This is a genomic window from Streptomyces sp. NPDC111656, from assembly GCF_055656965.1.
Genome location: NZ_JBVKCA010000025.1, coordinates 111,859 through 127,439 on the forward strand (window position 1 = coordinate 111,859; position 15,581 = coordinate 127,439).

Here is a 15,581-nt window from a genome sequence, read left to right on the forward strand (position 1 = left end):
CGCCCCTGGGGCGCGGGGAACTGCCGCGCAGCCCCCGCCGCCCCGCAGCCGAAGAACGGCTACAGACGTGGGTCCACCGGCTCCGACTCCAGCGCCAGCACCCCGAACACCGCCTCATGCACCCGCCACAACGGCTCCCCCTCCGCCAGCCGATCCAACGCCTCCAGCCCGAGCGCGTACTCCCGAAGCGCGAGCGACCGCTTGTGGTTCAGGAAACGCCCCCGCAGCCGGGAGAGGTTCTCAGGACGCGTGTACTCCGGGCCGTAGATGATCCGCAGATACTCACGGCCCCGGCACTTGATGCCGGGCTGGACAAGACGCCCCTGCCCGCTCCGCACCACCGCCCCGACCGGCTTGACGACCATGCCCTCACCCCCACGCCCGGTCATCTCCAGCCACCAGTCCACCCCGCCCCGCACGGACTCCGCGTCCCCGGTGTCCACGAACAACCGCCGAGTCGTCTGCAGCAGCCCACTCCCGTCGTGCTCGACCAGCCGGTCGATGAGCACGAGCTGCTCGTCGTGCGGCATCGCGGCGAGACTGCGGCCCTGGACCGCGAGGATCTGGAAGGGAGCGAGCCGCACCCCCTCCAGCCCCTCCGTCGGCCAGCAGTACCGCCGGTACGCCTCGGTGAACGCCGCCGCGTCGGCGGCCCGCTCCCGCTGCTTGCCGAGCAGCTCCCGGACGTCGACCCCACGCTCCGCGGCCCCTTCGAGCGCGGCCAGCACCCCCGGGAACGCCGCCCCGGCCGCGGCGCCGACCGCCGCGTACTGGCTGCGCAGCAACCCGGACGCCTTGAGCGACCACGGCATCAGCTCGGCGTCGAGCAGCAGCCAGTCCGTACCCAGTTCCTCCCACAGACCGGCCGCCGTCACCGCTTCCCGCACTCGCCCGAGGATCTCCTCGGTGACGGCGGAGTCGTCGAAGAAGGGCCGGCCGGTACGGGTGTACAGCGCCCCCGTGGGCCCCTCCGCGACACCGAACCGCTCCCGCGCCACCCCCGCGTCCCGGCAGACCAGCGCCACCGCCCGCGACCCCATGTGCTTCTCCTCGCACACGACGCGGGCGACGCCGTCCTCCTTGTACTGGGCGAAGGCCTCGGCGGGGTGTTCGAGGTAGCCCTCCACCTGGGAGGTCGCCGTGGGCGCCATCGTCGGCGGGAGGTAGGGCAGCAGGCGCGGGTCGACCGCGAACCGGCTCATGACCTCGAGGGCCGCCGCCGCGTTCTCCTCGCGCACCGCCACCCGCCCGGCGTACCGCGTCTCGACGGCCCGCCGTCCGTGCACGTCGGCGAGGTCCAGCGGACGGCCTTCGTGCCCGCCGGGAGCCTCGGAGGCCAGCGGCTTCGTCGGCTCGTACCAGACCCGTTCGGCCGGTACGTCGACGAGCTCGCGCTCCGGCCAGCGCAGCGCGGTGAGCTTGCCGCCGAACACGGCACCGGTGTCGAGGCAGATGGTGTTGTTCAGCCAGGTGGCCGTGGGGACCGGGGTGTGACCGTAGACGACGGCCGCCCGGCCCCGGTAGTCCTCCGCCCACGGATAGCGCACCGGCAGGCCGAACTCGTCCGTCTCTCCGGTCGTGTCGCCGTACAGCGCGTGCGAGCGCACCCGGCCCGACGTACGGCCGTGGTACTTCTCGGGCAGTCCGGCGTGGCAGACGACGAGCCGCCCGCCGTCCAGGACGTAGTGGCTGACCAGCCCGTCGACGAACTCCCGCACCCGCGCGTGGAATTCCTCGCTCTCGCCGTCCAGCTGCTCGATGGTCTCGGCCAGTCCGTGGGAGTGCTGGACCTTGCGGCCCTTGAGGTAGCGGCCGAGCTTGTTCTCGTGGTTGCCCGGCACGCACAGCGCGTCACCGGCCGTGACCATGGACATCACGCGGCGCAGAACTCGGGGCGTGTCCGGGCCGCGGTCGACGAGGTCGCCGACGAAGACGGCCGTACGACCCTCGGGGTGCGCGCCGTCGACGTAACCGAGCTTGACGAGCAGGGTCTCCAGCTCCGAGGCGCAGCCGTGGATGTCACCGATGATGTCGAAGGGGCCGGTGAGGTGGGTCAGGTCGTTGAACCGCTTCTCCGTCCGCACCTCGGCGCTCTCGATCTCCGCCACGCCCCGCAGGACGTGCACCTTGCGGAAGCCCTCGCGCTCCAAGTGCCGCAGCGAACGGCGCAGTTCGCGGATGTGGCGCTGGATGACGCGGCGCGGCATGTCGGCGCGGTCGGTGCGCGAGGCGTTGCGTTCGGCGCACACCTCCTCCGGCACGTCGAGCACGATCGCGATGGGCAGCACGTCGTGCTTCTTGGCGAGTTCGATCAGCTGGCGGCGGCTCTCCTGCTGGACGTTCGTGGCGTCCACGACGGTACGGCGGCCGGCCGCGAGCCGCTTGCCCGCGATGTAGTGGAGGACGTCGAAGGCGTCGCCGCTGGCGCTCTGGTCGTTCTCGTCGTCGGCGACCAGGCCGCGGCAGAAGTCGCTGGAGATGACCTCGGTCGGCTTGAAGTGCCTGCGGGCGAAGGTGGACTTGCCGGAGCCGGACGCGCCGATCAGGACGACGAGGGAGAGGTCGGTGACGGGCAGGGTGCGCCCCTGGGTGGTGTCGTTGCCGGTCATGCGGCCTTCTCCTCCTTCGTGATGGTCGGGGTGGCGGTGGTGGTCGGGGTGCCCGTGGTGGCGAGGGTGAAGACGGCCATCTGGGTCGGCGGACCGACCTCCGGGTCGTCGGGGCCGACGGGCGTGAACTCCACGTCGTATCCGTGCCGCCCGGCCACCTGGTGGGCCCAGGTCCGGAACTCCTCCCGGGTCCACTCGAACCGGTGGTCGCCATGGCGGGAGTGTCCGGCCGGGAGGGTCTCCCAGCGGACGTTGTACTCGACGTTCGGCGTCGTCACCAGGACCGTACGGGGGCGGGCCGAGCCGAAGACGGCGTACTCCAGGGCGGGCAGCCGGGGCAGGTCGAGGTGCTCGACGACCTCGCTGAGCACGGCGGCGTCGTACCCCTTGAGGCGGTTGTCGGTGTACGCGAGCGAGCCCTGGAAGAGCCGCACGCGAGCTGCCTGCCGCTCGCCCATCCGCTCCAGCTTGAGCCGCCGCGAGGCGACGGTGAGCGCGCGTATCGACACATCGACACCGACGATCTCGGTGAACCGCACGTCCTTGAGCAGCGCCTGCACCAGCTGGCCCTGACCGCAGCCGAGGTCGAGCACGCGGGCCGCGCCCGACGCGTGCAGCGCGGTGAGGATCGCGTCCCGGCGCTGGACAGCCAGCGGGATCGGCTTCTCCTCCGTGTCCGCCTCCTCGTCGACCGCGTTGTCGATCTCCTCGACCTCGCTGTCGTCGGCCTCCGCGAGCCGTACGAGCTCCAGCCGCTCCATCGCCTCCCGCGTCAGCGACCACCGGCGCGAGAGGTACCGGTCGGCGATCAGCCTCTGCTCGGGGTGGTCCGGCAGCCAGCCCTCGCCCGCCCGCAGCAGCTTGTCGACCTCGTCGGACGACACCCAGTAGTGCTTGGCGTCGTCGAGCACCGGAAGCAGGACGTAGAGGTGGCGCAGGGCTTCGGCGACGGTCAGGCCCGACGCCTCCAGTTCCAGGCGTACGTAGCGGGAGTCGCCCCATTCGGGGAACTCGACGTCCAGCGCCACGGCCTCGACCGCCACCGTCCACCCGAGCGGCTCGAACAGTTTGCGTACGAGGTCGGCGCCGCCCCTGGCGGGAAGCGCGGGCACCTCGATCCGGAGCGGCAGCGGCCGCGCCGGCAGGTCCGGCTTCGCGGCGCACTGGCCCTTCATCGCGCTGGAGAACACCGCGCTCAGCGCCACGGCGAGCAGGGACGAGGCGGCGTACGGACGGTCGTTGACGTACTGCGCGAGCGCGGCGTCGGGCGCGCCGCCGCGGCCCTTGCCCTTGCCGCGCCGGACCAGCGCCACCGCATCGACCTCCAGCAGCAGCGCGGCCGTGCACCGCTCGACGGACGCCTCGGGGTAGAGGACGTGCGCCGTGCCGTAGGAGGTCGAGAACGCCTGCGCCTTGTCGGGATGCTTGTGCAGCAGGAAGCCGAGATCGGTGGCGGGGCGCTCTGGGGTACCGGTGGTACTGATCGTCAGGAACACTGGAATCTGCCTCGAAACGTCTTCTGAGCTGTGAATACCCCACCTGCGCCGAGCGCCGGTGAACCACAGCGGGGGGAGCGCGCGCCGGGGGATCGCTGCTCCCGGCCTGTCGTCGGCGCGCCCGCCCAACGTATAGCGAACACCCCTGGCAGACCCGAGAATTTTCCCGCCGAGCTCCGCGGCAGCGGTTCCCGGTGGGGCGGCTGATGTGACCGGTGCATGATGGATGCATGGATCTTCGAGTCTTCACAGAACCGCAGCAGGGAGCGACCTACGAGACGCTGCTCCGCGTCGCCAAGGCCGCCGAAGACCTCAACTACGGAGCATTCTTCCGTTCTGACCACTACCTGCACATGGGATCCGTCGACGGGCTTCCCGGGCCCACCGACGCCTGGATCACGCTGGCCGGTCTCGCCCGTGAGACGAGCCGGATCCGCCTCGGCACGCTCATGACGGCCGGAACCTTCCGTCTCCCCGGCGTCCTCGCCATCCAGGTCGCGCAGGTCGACCAGATGTCGGGCGGGCGGGTGGAACTCGGTCTGGGCTCCGGCTGGTACGAGGCCGAGCACGAGGCGTACGGGATTCCGTTCCCCAAGGAGAAGTTCGGGCGGCTGGAGGAACAACTCGCCATCGTCACGGGCCTGTGGGAGACGCCCGTCGGTGAACGGTTCACCTACGAGGGGAAGTACTACCAGCTCAAGGACTCCCCCGCGCTTCCCAAGCCCGCGCAGCCGAAGGTGCCGGTCCTGATCGGCGGCCACGGTGCCAAGCGGACGCCCGAGCTGACGGCGCGGTACGCCGACGAGTTCAACATCCCCTTCGCCTCCCTCGTGGACACGGAGCAGCAGTTCCAGCGAGTGCGGGCGGCGGCCGAGCGGGCCGGGCGCAAGGGTGACGACCTCGTGTACTCGAACGCGCTCGTCGCCTGTGTCGGCAGGAACGACGGCGAGGTGAAGCGGCGCGCGGAAGCCATCGGGCGGGACGTCGACGAGCTCAAGGCGAACGGGCTCGCGGGCTCTCCGGCGGAGGTCGTCGAGAGCATCGCCCAGTACCAGGCTGTCGGGTCGCAGCGGATGTACATGCAGATGCTGGACCTCGATGACCTGGACCACCTGGAGTTGATCGCCGCGGAGGTCATGCCGCAGCTCGGCTGAGATCGCGTTCCTCGGGCCCGCCGCCCCTGCCCAAGATGCGCACAGCGCCCCTCAAGGGGCGCGGGGAACTGCGCGACCAGCCCCCATCGGCCCGCAGCCGCAAGACCACCCCGCGGAGTCTGGGGCGGAGCCCCAGGAGGATGGGACGGGTAGGGGCGGCGGGGGGCGAGGGAAGGCCCCGTCTACCCGGTCGCCCGCCCCCGCTCCACCACCCCCTGATCCCGCGCCGCCAACCGTCTCAGCATCTCCAGGACCCGGTCCCGCGACTCGTCCGCCGCGTCGATCGCCTCCATGCACTGCCAGTACCTCCCCTGATCGTCCGCCGCGCAGGCGATACCGACGAGGGCGATACCGACCTCGCCGAGGAGACCCCCGAGGCACAGCAGGGACTCTCGCGCATCTCCCAACTCGGTGAGCTGAGCGGCGCGCAGGTCGGCCATGTCGAGGGGCGGCGCGTCCAGCACACCGCAGCCCCGGCCCGCCAGCTCCGTCAGTCCAAGCGCCTCGCCCCGCAGTTCCGGCGGCCCCGAGACGGCGAAGCGACTCCCTATGGCCTGAGCCAGGGCCTGCGCCTGCCACGCCTCCGCCACCACCTCGATCGTGTCCCCGCTCCCCGCGAGAGCGCGCCTGCTCGCCCCGATGAGCCGCACCGCGTCCATGCGCTGCCCCCGTCTGTCCCGACGCGCTCGTCGCACGTCCGCCCGAACTCCCCTGTTCACTACCCAGAGTGAGAGCCCGTGAGCCGAAAAGCCAGAGGAAGACCGAAATCTGTGGACACAGAGTTGAATGTGGACAACTCAACGACCCCGGAGAGTGACAATCGGACTCACCGCTTCCCCGCCACCCTCACCACGCCCCTCCGCGAAGCACCGGGCACCCCGCGCCGCGGCACCCCACACCGCCGTGCCCCGCTCCCCCTTACGCCCCCTCCCCCACCGGAAACCTCCGCTCGTTCCGGTCGATCTTCGCGTCGAGCGCCGCCAGCGCGTCGATGCCGAGCACCTCGCACAGCTGGAGCAGATACGCCAGCACGTCCGCCACCTCGTCCGTGACGCGGTGCGCGGTGTCCGCGTCGTCCATGACCCGCGCCGACTCCTCGGGCGTCAGCCACTGGAAGATCTCGACCAGTTCGGATGCCTCCACGCTGAGCGCGGCGACCAGGTTCTTCGGCGTGTGGTACTGCTGCCAGTTCCGCGCGGCCGCGAACTCGGCCAGCCTGCGCTGCAACTTCGCCACATCCAGTTCACTTTCACTCACGGCGTCAGGTCTACCACCGTGACCCCCGGCACCTCGCACACCCGGACGGCATCGCCCACCGCACCCACCAGCCGGATGTGCCCCCGCTCGCACATCCGCGCCGCCAGCCGCACCAACTCCCCGGCCTGCCGCGCGTCCAGCCCCCGGTCGAGGCCGTCGGCCAGCACCGTCAGCGTCTGCAGCGCGGCCGGGACCTCCCCCGCCGGGTCGACCTCCAGCACGCCGGGCCCGGTGAGCAGCACCAGGGCCAGCGCCAGATACCTCAACTCGCCGTCCCCGAGCAGCCCCAGGTGCGTACGGACGCCGTCCCCGCGGTCGAGGAGCGCGCGGACGGTGCCGTCGCCGAGCGGCTCGGCCAGGACGTCCGTGACGGGGCCCGCGCAGCCGGCCCGTACCGCCGTGACCAGGTGCGCGTAGCGGTGGCCGCACTCCGATCGGGTACGCCACAGCACCTCGGCGAGGTTGTCGCAGCCCCGGAGCAGCCGCCCCACGCCGAGCGGGGCGGCGGCGCGCATCCGTCGGGGGCTCGGGTCGCAGGCGTACACGGACCGCAGGGCGACCACCATCTGCTCGGCCGCGGCGAGGACCCGGCGCTCACCGTCCGTCCGGCCGGAGACGCGCAGCGGCAGCAGCGCGGTACCGAGGCGGTCGTCGGGGAGCGGGCCCCGGGTCACCGGCGACGAGCCCGCCGTGTGCCAGGCCGCCTGGACCACATGGCGGCCGGGGTCCCGTAGCGCGGTCTCAAGGAGGGTCAGCCCGCCCGCGGTCAACCGCTCGCCGACGATGCGCAGTTCGGGCTCGGCCTGGACGGCGACATCGAGCCGTACGGGTCCCTCGGGGCCGTCGGCCGTGCAGCCGATGCGGAAGCCGCGCCGTCGCTGGGCGTCGGGCAGGGCCCGCTCGGGCACACAGGCGTCCGGGTCCGGGAACACCTCGTCCAGCGCAGCGCCGCCGCCGAGCCGCGCCAGCGCCTCGTACGCCCGCAGGGCAGTGGTCTTGCCACTGCCGCTGGGGCCGGCGAAGAGGGTGAGGGGGCCGAGCGGGAACCGGGCGCGCCGGTGTGCGGCGAAGGCGGCGAGCCTGAGCTCGGTGGCGCCGGGCCGGTCGGGGCGCGCCTCGGCCCGCGCGGGGGCCGCCAGAGATGACAGGGTCATATGTGGAAGGTAAGGGCCCCCTGTCGGGCGAACCGCAGGCGAACCGTTACACCCTGTTGACCTTCCTACGATCGAGGGACCGGCGCGCGCCCGCGCGCGGAGCCCGGTCCTGGCCGCCCCCGGTCAGATCCCCGGCACCCCCGCTCCCTCCATCAGCCCCTGCACCTGGGTACCACGCGGTGTCAGCAGAAACACGTTCCGGTCGACCCGGTGCATGCCGCTCGCCAGACCGAAGACCACCCCCGTGCTGAAGTCCAGGACCCGCTTGGCGACCTCGGTCTCCGCGCTGGTCAGGTCGAGCAGGACGGGGATGCCCGACATCAGCGTCTCGGCGACGTCGCGGGCGTCCGCGAACACATTGACCCGCAGGACCACGAAGCGGCGCCGCGCCTCGGTCACGGCCTCGGGTATCGACCGGTGATTCACCGCCGAGGGCCAGGCGTCCCGGCCCCGGAGCGGAACGACCTGGGCGAGCCCTTCCCACTGCTCGTCGGTGACGTCGTGGCTGTTCACTGGCCCACCCCGTCCTGGCTCGCACTCATTGTCTGCACCGGCCAATTCTTACGCATGGTCACCCGTTCGGCCCAACAGCGACACGGTCCGCGACACCCTCACATCGCCCGCCGGCCGGTTGTGCAGCGGGCGTAACCCTCCAAGATCAGACCATGTGACATCCGCGTAACGGGCAATTCGTACTGTCATCAGCATGACCACGACCCCCCGCCCGGAGCAGGTCCGGACCGTCTGCTCGTACTGCGGTGTGGGCTGCGGCATGGTCCTCGACATCGGCCGGGGACCGGACGGACGGCGTACGGTCCTGAAGGCGTCCGGGGACAAGCGGCACCCCGCCAACTCCGGTCGGCTGTGCACCAAGGGCGCGACCACGGCCGACATGCTCGCCGCGCCCGGCCGGCTGACCACGGCGCTCGTGCGCGAGGACCGCGGCGAGGAGCCACGGCCCGTGCCCGTCGACGCGGCCCTCGCCGAGACCGCCCGGCGTCTGCGCGCGATCATCGACGAGCACGGCCCGGACGCCGTCGCCTTCTACGTCTCCGGGCAGATGACCCTCGAAGCGCAGTACCTCGCCAACAAGCTGGCCAAGGGCTTCGTGGGGACGAACCAGATCGAGTCGAACTCACGGCTGTGCATGGCGAGCGCGGGCACCGGCTACAAGCTGTCGCTCGGCGCCGACGGACCTCCGGGGTCGTACGACGATCTCGACCGCGCGGACGTGTTCCTCGTCATCGGGTCCAATATGGCCGACTGCCATCCGATCCTCTTCCTGCGGCTCATGGAGCGTGTGAAGGCCGGGGCCAAGCTGATCGTCGTCGATCCGCGGCGCACCGCGACGGCGGCGAAGGCCGATCTGTTTCTGCAGATCAGGCCCGGCACCGACCTCGCGCTGCTCAACGGACTGCTGCACCTGCTGCACGAAGGCGGCTACACGGACGCGGGCTTCATCGCCCGGCACACCGAGGGCTGGGAGGCGATGCCCGCGTTCCTCGCCGACTATCCGCCCGCGGCCGTCGCCGACATCACCGGCATCCCGGAGGACGACATCCGGGCGGCGGCGCGGCTGATCGGTGAGGCCGGGGAGTGGACGAGCTGCTGGACCATGGGGCTCAACCAGTCCACGCACGGCACCTGGAACACCAACGCGCTCGTCAATCTCCATCTCGCCACGGGCGCCATCTGCCGACCCGGCAGCGGACCGTTCTCCCTCACCGGTCAGCCCAACGCCATGGGCGGGCGCGAGATGGGGTACATGGGTCCCGGGCTGCCCGGGCAGCGGTCGGTGCTGGTGGACGAGGAGCGTGCCTTCGTAGAGGAGTTGTGGGGGCTGCCGGTCGGGAGCATCCGCAAGGACGGGGTGGGGCAGGGCACCGTCGAGATGTTCCGGAAGATGGCCGAGGGGGACATCAAGGCCTGCTGGATCATCTGCACCAACCCCGTCGCCTCGGTCGCCAACCGCCGGACCGTCATCGAAGGGCTCGAAGCCGCCGAGTTCGTCGTCACCCAGGACGTCTTCGCCGAGACCGAGACCAACGCGTACGCCGATGTCGTGCTCCCCGGCGCGCTGTGGACGGAGGCCGAGGGCGTCCTCGTCAACAGCGAGCGGACGCTGACCCTGGCACGGGCCGTCGTCGACCCGCCCGGGGAGGCGCGGGCGGACTGGCGGATCATCGCGGCCGTCGCCCGCGCCATGGGGTACGAGAAGGAGTTCTCGTACGACAGTGCCGAGCAGATCTTCGAGGAGATCAAGGAGGCGTGGAACCCGAAGACCGGGTGGGATCTGCGGGGTGCCTCCTACGAGCGGCTGCGGGGCGGACCCGTGCAGTGGCCCGTCGCGCGGGAGGACGGGCCCGCGCGGAATCCGATCCGGTACGTGAAGGCGGCGGGCGACGGTGAGCCGTCGTTTCCCACCGCGAGCGGGCGGGCCGTCTTCTACGCACGGCCCCATCTGCCGCCCGCCGAGATGCCCGACGACGACTTTCCGTTCGTGCTCAACACCGGGCGTCTGCAGCACCAGTGGCACACGCTGACCAAGACGGGGAAGGTGGCCAAGCTCAACAAGCTCAACCCCGGGCCGTTCGTGGAGCTGCATCCGCAGGACGCGGCCGCGCTCGGGATCGCGGAGGGGGACTCGGTGGAGGTCGCCTCCCGGCGGGGGCGGGCCGTGTTGCCGGCGGTGGTGACGGACCGGGTGCGGGTGGGGTGCGTGTTCGCGCCCTTTCACTGGAACGACCTGTTCGGGGAGTATCTGAGCATCAACGCGGTGACCAGTGACGCGGTGGATCCGGTGTCGTTCCAGCCGGAGTTCAAGGTGTGCGCGGTGTCGCTGGCGCGCGTTGCCGCCCGAAGGGCTCTTCCGGAGACACTCGACGGGCCGAAGGCGCCCGACGGGCCGAAGATGCCCGACCGAGTCGCGACGGCGCCCGGAGGCTTCGGTCTGGAGCCCGCTCCCCCGCCCGTGCTCTCCTCCGTCGAGCGGCAGTACCTCAGCGGCTTTCTCGCCGGGCTCCCCTCCGGGCTCCCGGGCGTCCCCGTCCTCCCTCCGGACGCCCCCTTCGACCCCGAACACGCCCTCTGGGTGAACGGCGTGCTCGCCGGGATGTACTCGCGCTCCGCGCCCCCGGCGGCTCCCGCGCCGGAGTCCGCGGGCCGTGAGGTGGTGGTGCTGTGGGCCTCGCAGACCGGGAACGCGGAGGAGTTCGCGACGGCCACCGCCGAGCGGCTCGCCGCCACCGGGCACCGGGCGCGACTGGTCGGCATGGACGAGGCGGACGTCGGCGCGCTCGCCCGCAGCGCCGATCTGCTCTTCATCACCAGCACCTTCGGGGACGGTGACGCGCCCGACAACGGGTCCGGCCTGTGGGACACCCTGTCCGGGCAGGAGGCCCCGCGGCTGGACGGCGTGCGCTACGCCGTGCTGGCCTTCGGCGACTCCTCGTACGACGACTTCTGCGGGCACGGGCGGCGGCTGGACGCGCGCCTGGACGAGTTGGGCGCCGTTCGCCTGGCTCCTCGTACGGACTGCGAACCGGACTACGAGCCGAACGCGGACGCCTGGCTGGAGCTGATCCTCACCGCGCTCGGCGGACGGACCGAGACACCCAGGGCATCCGATGCACTCGATGCACCCGAGACATCCAGAGCGCCCGAGTCGCCCCGGACCGCCAAGCCCGCAAGGCCCGCCAGGCCCGCGCCTGCCGCCGCCACCGCCCGTCTCACCGGCAACCGGCTGCTCAGCCTGCCCGGCGCCGGCAAGGAAGTGCGCCGGTTCACCTTCGACACCCGGGACAGCGAGAGCCCGCTGCCGTACGAGGCGGGAGACGCGCTCGGCGTACGGCCCGTCAACTCGCCCGGTCTGGTGGCCGAATGGCTGGAGACGGTCGGCGTCGACGACTCAGCGGCCGTCGATGTGACGGGTGTTGGTGAGGTCGCCTTCGGCGAGGCCCTGCTTCGGCACTTCGACATCACGCGGATCACCCCGGATCTGCTGCGCTTCGTCGGCGAACGGACCCGTGACGGGCGCGAGTTGAGGAAGCTGCTGCGTCCGGACAACAAGGGGGAGCTGGCGCGCTGGTCGTGGGGGCGGCAGGCCGTGGACGTCGTGGCCGAGCATCCGGTGCGCGCGTCGGCGGTGGAGTGGGCCGAGGTGTTCAAGCGGTTGCAGCCCCGGCTGTACTCGATCTCGTCGAGTCCGCTCGTCGACCCGTACCTCGTCTCGCTGACCGTCTCCGTGGTGCGGTACGAGAATCCGGGCGGCCGGGCGAGGGGCGGGGTCTGTTCGCCCTTCCTCGCCGATGCCGAGCCGGAGGCGGAGGTCCCGGTCTTCGTGCAGCGATCGCCGCACTTCAGGCCCCCGGCGGACACGACGACACCCATGGTGATGGTGGGGCCGGGCACCGGAGTCGCGCCGTTCGTCGGATTCCTCGAGGAGCGCCGGGCACTCGGCCATCGGGCGCCGAACTGGCTGTTCTTCGGCGAGCAGCACCGCGCCACCGACTTCTACTACGAGGACGAGCTGACCGGCCTGCTCCACGACGGCACGCTCACCCGGCTCGACACGGCGTTCTCGCGCGACCAGCGCGCCAAGGTCTACGTCCAGGACCGGATGCGTGAGCACGGGCCCGAGCTGTGGCACTGGCTCCAGGACGGGGCCCGCTTCTATGTGTGCGGAGACGCCTCGCGGATGGCCAAGGACGTCGACCGGGCGCTGCGGGACATCGCCGTCGCGCACGGCGGTCTGGGCGAGACGGAGGCCACCGCGTACGTCAAACAGCTGGCGGCGGAGAAGCGATATGTACGGGACGTGTACTGAGACACGGGAGACACGGGGTGTGGTGAGCCCGCCGAGAGCCGCGAGTTGCACATAATTGGCGAAACTCGGCTATTCGTAGCGCACCGGCATCCGTCGTTCGCTGTCCCACCGCACCGCACATTGAGGCGTACCCATGAGCCTGAGCATCCGCAACCAGCTCCCCGGAACCGTCACCTCCGTCACTCCGGGCGAGGTGATGGCGACGGTCAAGGTCCGCCTCGACGGCGGTCAGGACCTCACCGCGGCCATCACCGCGGAGGCGGTCGAGGACCTGGGTCTCACCACGGGCTCCACGGTCCGCGCCCTGGTCAAGTCGACGGAGGTGTCCCTGGCCACCGGGCCGGTCGACGGGGTGAGCATCCGCAACCAGTTCCCGGGCACGGTGACGGAGGTCTCCACGGGCGGGGCCATGGCCCGCGTCAAGGTCGAGGTCCCGGGCGGCGAGCTGACCTCCGCGATCACCAAGGACGCGGTGACGGAGCTCGGCCTTGCGGCGGGATCGACGGTCGTCGCGCTCATCAAGTCCACCGAGGTGTCCCTCTCCAACGCCTGAGACACCCCCGTATGTCCCGTCAAAGCATGAGACGCCCTTATATGAGATGCTCCCGCACGACACGCACCCACATCGGCTATAAATGCTCTTCTTACCACCCTCATACCGGACTCTTCACGTCCGGCATCACGGCCTTCATCTGCGGGAATTACCGTCCAATCCCGTGTACTTGGCAGAAATGAGGCCGTCGACCACCGGCCAGAAGGCCCTCACGAAGGCGTCGCCCGACGAGACGCCCGCGCAGTGGCACCGCGTCCTGACCCTGCTCGCCGACATCGGCCTCTTCATCGGTACGCGTCCGATGTGGACGGCGGCCGCGAGCCACCGGCTCGCCGTCGCGGCGGTGATCTCGATCTGCTACGCCTCGATCCTGGTGACGGGCGTCCTGACGCTGACCGTGCGTCGGGCCCGCTCGCTGGCCCGCCTCGACCTCGTGATCCTGGTGACGGCCGTGGCGCTCGCCGTGTGCGGGTTCGCCATGTACCACGACGGCGGTGACGAGTCGGTCCTCACCGCACAGGCCGCCCGTGAGTTCGTCGCCGGGCACCAGGTCTACGACCAGCCGTGGCCCTGGCTCTTCGGGCAGCACGGGGTCGCCCTCACCCCGACGATGACCGGCGGCTACGACTACACGTACGGCTATCCGCCGCTGCCCCTGCTGCTCACCGCGCCGCTGCTCTGGGTCGGACACGGGGCCGCCCCCGCGGTCCTCGCCGCCACCGGCGCCCTGATCGTGGGCACGATCGTGATGTGGCGGATGCTGCCGACGCAGTGGCGGTCCGCGGCCACGCTGGTCTGCCTCGGCTTCGGCCTGCTGACCGCGTACGCCCGGCTCGGCTATCCGGCCATCGTCGCCTGCGCCTTCCTCATCCCGGTGGTGGTGGGCTGGCCGCGGATGGGCTACGGCGGATGGAGCGACTGGGCGCGGGCTGCGTGCCTGGGCGCGGCCTGCGCCTCGCAGCAGCTGCCGTGGTTCCTCACGCCGTTCCTGCTGGCCGGGGTCTACGCCCTGCGCCGCGGCGACCTCGGAGCGCGCGCGGCGGCGGGCGCCGTGGGCCGGATCGTGGGGGTGGCCGCCCTGACCTGGCTGCTGATCAACGCGTACTTCATCGTGAGCGAGCCACGCAGCTGGCTCTCCGGGATCGTGCTCCCGCTCACCCAGCAGGCGAACCTGCACGGCCAGGGCCTGGTCGGCATCTCGCTGTACTTCACCGACGGCAGCGACCGGCTGTCCTGGTACTCGCACGCGAGCATGCTGCTGGCCGCTGGGCTGCTCGGGCTCTTCGTGTTGTTCGTGCGGAGGCTGGGACCGGCCGCGGTGGTCCTGCCGTGGTGCGCGTTCTTCCTGGCGACGCGTTCGCAGGACGGCTACTACCTGATGATGACGCCGCTCTGGCTGGCCGCTGCCGTGACCGCGCCGCCGTCGGCCTTCACCACGGCGTGGCAGCCCCGGCCCGCCTTCCTGCGCGGCCCGCACCGGCAGCGGGCGCGCATCGCCACGGGCGTGCTGCTGATCGTCCCCGCCCTGGTCGCGTCGACCCTGGCGGTGACGGGCTCGCCGCCCCTGAGGATGCGGCTGGTCGGCGAGACCCGGACCACCACCGCCAAGGCCGTGACCGCGCTCACCGTCCGCGTCACCAACCTCGGCGACACGGCCCTCACCCCGCACTTCACCCTGACCACGGGCCAGGGCATGGGCCGCTACTGGTCCATCAGATCCGGTCCCGCCACACTCGGCCGGCACGCCTCGGCCAGCTATGAGCTCCTGCCGCCCGCCGGGAGGTTCACCCTTCCCCGTGCCGGAGTACGCATCCGGCTGCGGGCCGTCTCGGCCACGCCGATGACGCTGTCCAGCACGGATCTACACCTGAAGGCTCCGGCAAGCACCCGCTAGGCCCCCGTGACGTACGCCGCCGGTCGCGGTTCTCCGCGGCCGGCGGTAGACGTCAGGAGGATGATCCGGAAGCGGCGTACTGCGTTCTCAGTAGTCGGAAATGTCGGCACGTGCACGACGACGGGAGGGGTCTGCCACGGGGAACCTGATGGGGTTCCCGAGATCGGACGAGTGGAGACCTCAGCCCGTGGCTACTTTCCTTTATCGACTGGGCCGTACGGCCTTCCGGCGGCGCTGGTACGTCGCCTTGATCTGGGTGGCGGTGCTCGGCGCTGTCGGCTTCGGTGCGGCCACGGCTCCCGCCGCTCCTGATCCGAACAACTCCATGCCTGGGATCGAGTCCCAGAAGGCGTTCGACCTCATGGAGCAACGCTTCCCCGGGACGACCGCCAACGGCGCCAACGCCCGGATCGTCTTCGTGGCCCCCGACGGCCAGAAGATCACCGCCGCCGAGAACAAGAAGACCATCAACAAGCTGGTGGACGAGGCGGCCGACGGCTCGCAGGTCGCGAGCGCGGTCAGCCCCTTCCAGGCGAACGCGGTCAGCAAGGACGCGACGACGGCGTACGCGACCGTCACCTACAAGGTGAAGGCCGACGACCTCACCGACGCCAGCAAGAACTCCCTGAAGGACGCGAT

11 protein-coding genes are annotated in these 15,581 nt (G+C 71.3%); 5 read left to right on the forward strand and 6 right to left on the reverse strand.

Annotated features, from left to right (window positions below; translation table 11 throughout):
- Nucleotides 1-59: 59 nt before the first annotated feature.
- Together ACZ7M3_RS44745 and ACZ7M3_RS44750 are read right to left on the reverse strand one after the other, a co-directional pair.
- On the reverse strand, nucleotides 60-2,609 hold the full coding sequence (locus ACZ7M3_RS44745; protein ID WP_472071554.1) for a polynucleotide kinase-phosphatase: 2,550 nt from the start codon (nucleotides 2,607-2,609) through the stop codon (nucleotides 60-62).
- A complete protein-coding gene (locus tag ACZ7M3_RS44750) occupies nucleotides 2,606-4,105 on the reverse strand; it encodes a 3' terminal RNA ribose 2'-O-methyltransferase Hen1 (RefSeq protein WP_472071556.1) in 1,500 nt (499 codons plus the stop codon). The genes ACZ7M3_RS44745 and ACZ7M3_RS44750 overlap by 4 nt, the downstream gene beginning before the upstream one ends.
- A 230-nt stretch (nucleotides 4,106-4,335) precedes the next feature.
- Between ACZ7M3_RS44750 and ACZ7M3_RS44755 the strand changes: the two genes are divergently transcribed.
- A complete protein-coding gene (locus tag ACZ7M3_RS44755; RefSeq protein WP_472071558.1) occupies nucleotides 4,336-5,259 on the forward strand; it encodes an LLM class F420-dependent oxidoreductase in 924 nt (307 codons plus the stop codon).
- A gap of 182 nt (nucleotides 5,260-5,441) precedes the next feature.
- Here the strand turns inward: ACZ7M3_RS44755 and ACZ7M3_RS44760 are convergent, their stop codons facing one another.
- The 4 genes from ACZ7M3_RS44760 to ACZ7M3_RS44775 all read right to left on the reverse strand — a co-directional run bounded on the left by ACZ7M3_RS44760 (nucleotide 5,442) and on the right by ACZ7M3_RS44775 (nucleotide 8,183).
- Nucleotides 5,442-5,918, reverse strand: a complete 477-nt coding sequence (locus ACZ7M3_RS44760) for a DUF6099 family protein (RefSeq protein ID WP_452980009.1) — start codon at nucleotides 5,916-5,918, stop codon at nucleotides 5,442-5,444.
- Between the two features lie 259 nt (nucleotides 5,919-6,177).
- Nucleotides 6,178-6,516 carry a nucleotide pyrophosphohydrolase gene (locus ACZ7M3_RS44765; protein ID WP_075030563.1) on the reverse strand — a complete coding sequence of 113 codons (339 nt, stop codon included), beginning with the start codon at nucleotides 6,514-6,516 and terminating at the stop codon, nucleotides 6,178-6,180.
- Complete coding sequence (locus ACZ7M3_RS44770; RefSeq protein WP_472071560.1) at nucleotides 6,513-7,670, reverse strand: AAA family ATPase; 1,158 nt, start codon at nucleotides 7,668-7,670, stop codon at nucleotides 6,513-6,515. Before ACZ7M3_RS44770 ends, ACZ7M3_RS44765 begins: the two co-directional genes overlap by 4 nt.
- 123 nt (nucleotides 7,671-7,793) lie before the next feature.
- On the reverse strand, nucleotides 7,794-8,183 hold the full coding sequence (locus tag ACZ7M3_RS44775) for a cell division protein SepF (RefSeq protein WP_095852150.1): 390 nt from the start codon (nucleotides 8,181-8,183) through the stop codon (nucleotides 7,794-7,796).
- A gap of 193 nt (nucleotides 8,184-8,376) precedes the next feature.
- On the opposite strand from ACZ7M3_RS44775, the gene ACZ7M3_RS44780 reads away from it, so the two are divergent.
- From ACZ7M3_RS44780 to ACZ7M3_RS44795, 4 genes are all read left to right on the forward strand, one after another.
- Nucleotides 8,377-12,495: a molybdopterin-dependent oxidoreductase gene (locus ACZ7M3_RS44780; RefSeq protein ID WP_472071562.1), complete on the forward strand. Its 4,119-nt coding sequence runs from the start codon at nucleotides 8,377-8,379 to the stop codon at nucleotides 12,493-12,495.
- 133 nt (nucleotides 12,496-12,628) lie between these two features.
- On the forward strand, nucleotides 12,629-13,048 hold the full coding sequence (locus ACZ7M3_RS44785) for a TOBE domain-containing protein (RefSeq protein WP_351316427.1): 420 nt from the start codon (nucleotides 12,629-12,631) through the stop codon (nucleotides 13,046-13,048).
- Between the two features lie 178 nt (nucleotides 13,049-13,226).
- Complete coding sequence (locus ACZ7M3_RS44790; RefSeq protein WP_472071569.1) at nucleotides 13,227-14,942, forward strand: hypothetical protein; 1,716 nt, start codon at nucleotides 13,227-13,229, stop codon at nucleotides 14,940-14,942.
- Between the two features lie 187 nt (nucleotides 14,943-15,129).
- Nucleotides 15,130-15,581: MMPL family transporter (locus tag ACZ7M3_RS44795; RefSeq protein ID WP_472071564.1), on the forward strand; the 452-nt coding region annotated here is incomplete at its 3' end.

Excerpts from the sequence above, each read along its gene's own strand:
- ACZ7M3_RS44780 (WP_472071562.1), top strand. The coding sequence starts at position 8,377 with ATGACCACGACCCCCCGCCCGGAGCAGGTCCGGACCGTCTGCTCGTAC.
- ACZ7M3_RS44745 (WP_472071554.1), bottom strand. The coding sequence starts at position 2,609 with ATGACCGGCAACGACACCACCCAGGGGCGCACCCTGCCCGTCACCGAC.
- ACZ7M3_RS44790 (WP_472071569.1), top strand. The coding sequence starts at position 13,227 with ATGAGGCCGTCGACCACCGGCCAGAAGGCCCTCACGAAGGCGTCGCCC.
- ACZ7M3_RS44785 (WP_351316427.1), top strand. The coding sequence starts at position 12,629 with ATGAGCCTGAGCATCCGCAACCAGCTCCCCGGAACCGTCACCTCCGTC.
- ACZ7M3_RS44760 (WP_452980009.1), bottom strand. The coding sequence starts at position 5,918 with ATGGACGCGGTGCGGCTCATCGGGGCGAGCAGGCGCGCTCTCGCGGGG.
- ACZ7M3_RS44770 (WP_472071560.1), bottom strand. The coding sequence starts at position 7,670 with ATGACCCTGTCATCTCTGGCGGCCCCCGCGCGGGCCGAGGCGCGCCCC.
- ACZ7M3_RS44755 (WP_472071558.1), top strand. The coding sequence starts at position 4,336 with ATGGATCTTCGAGTCTTCACAGAACCGCAGCAGGGAGCGACCTACGAG.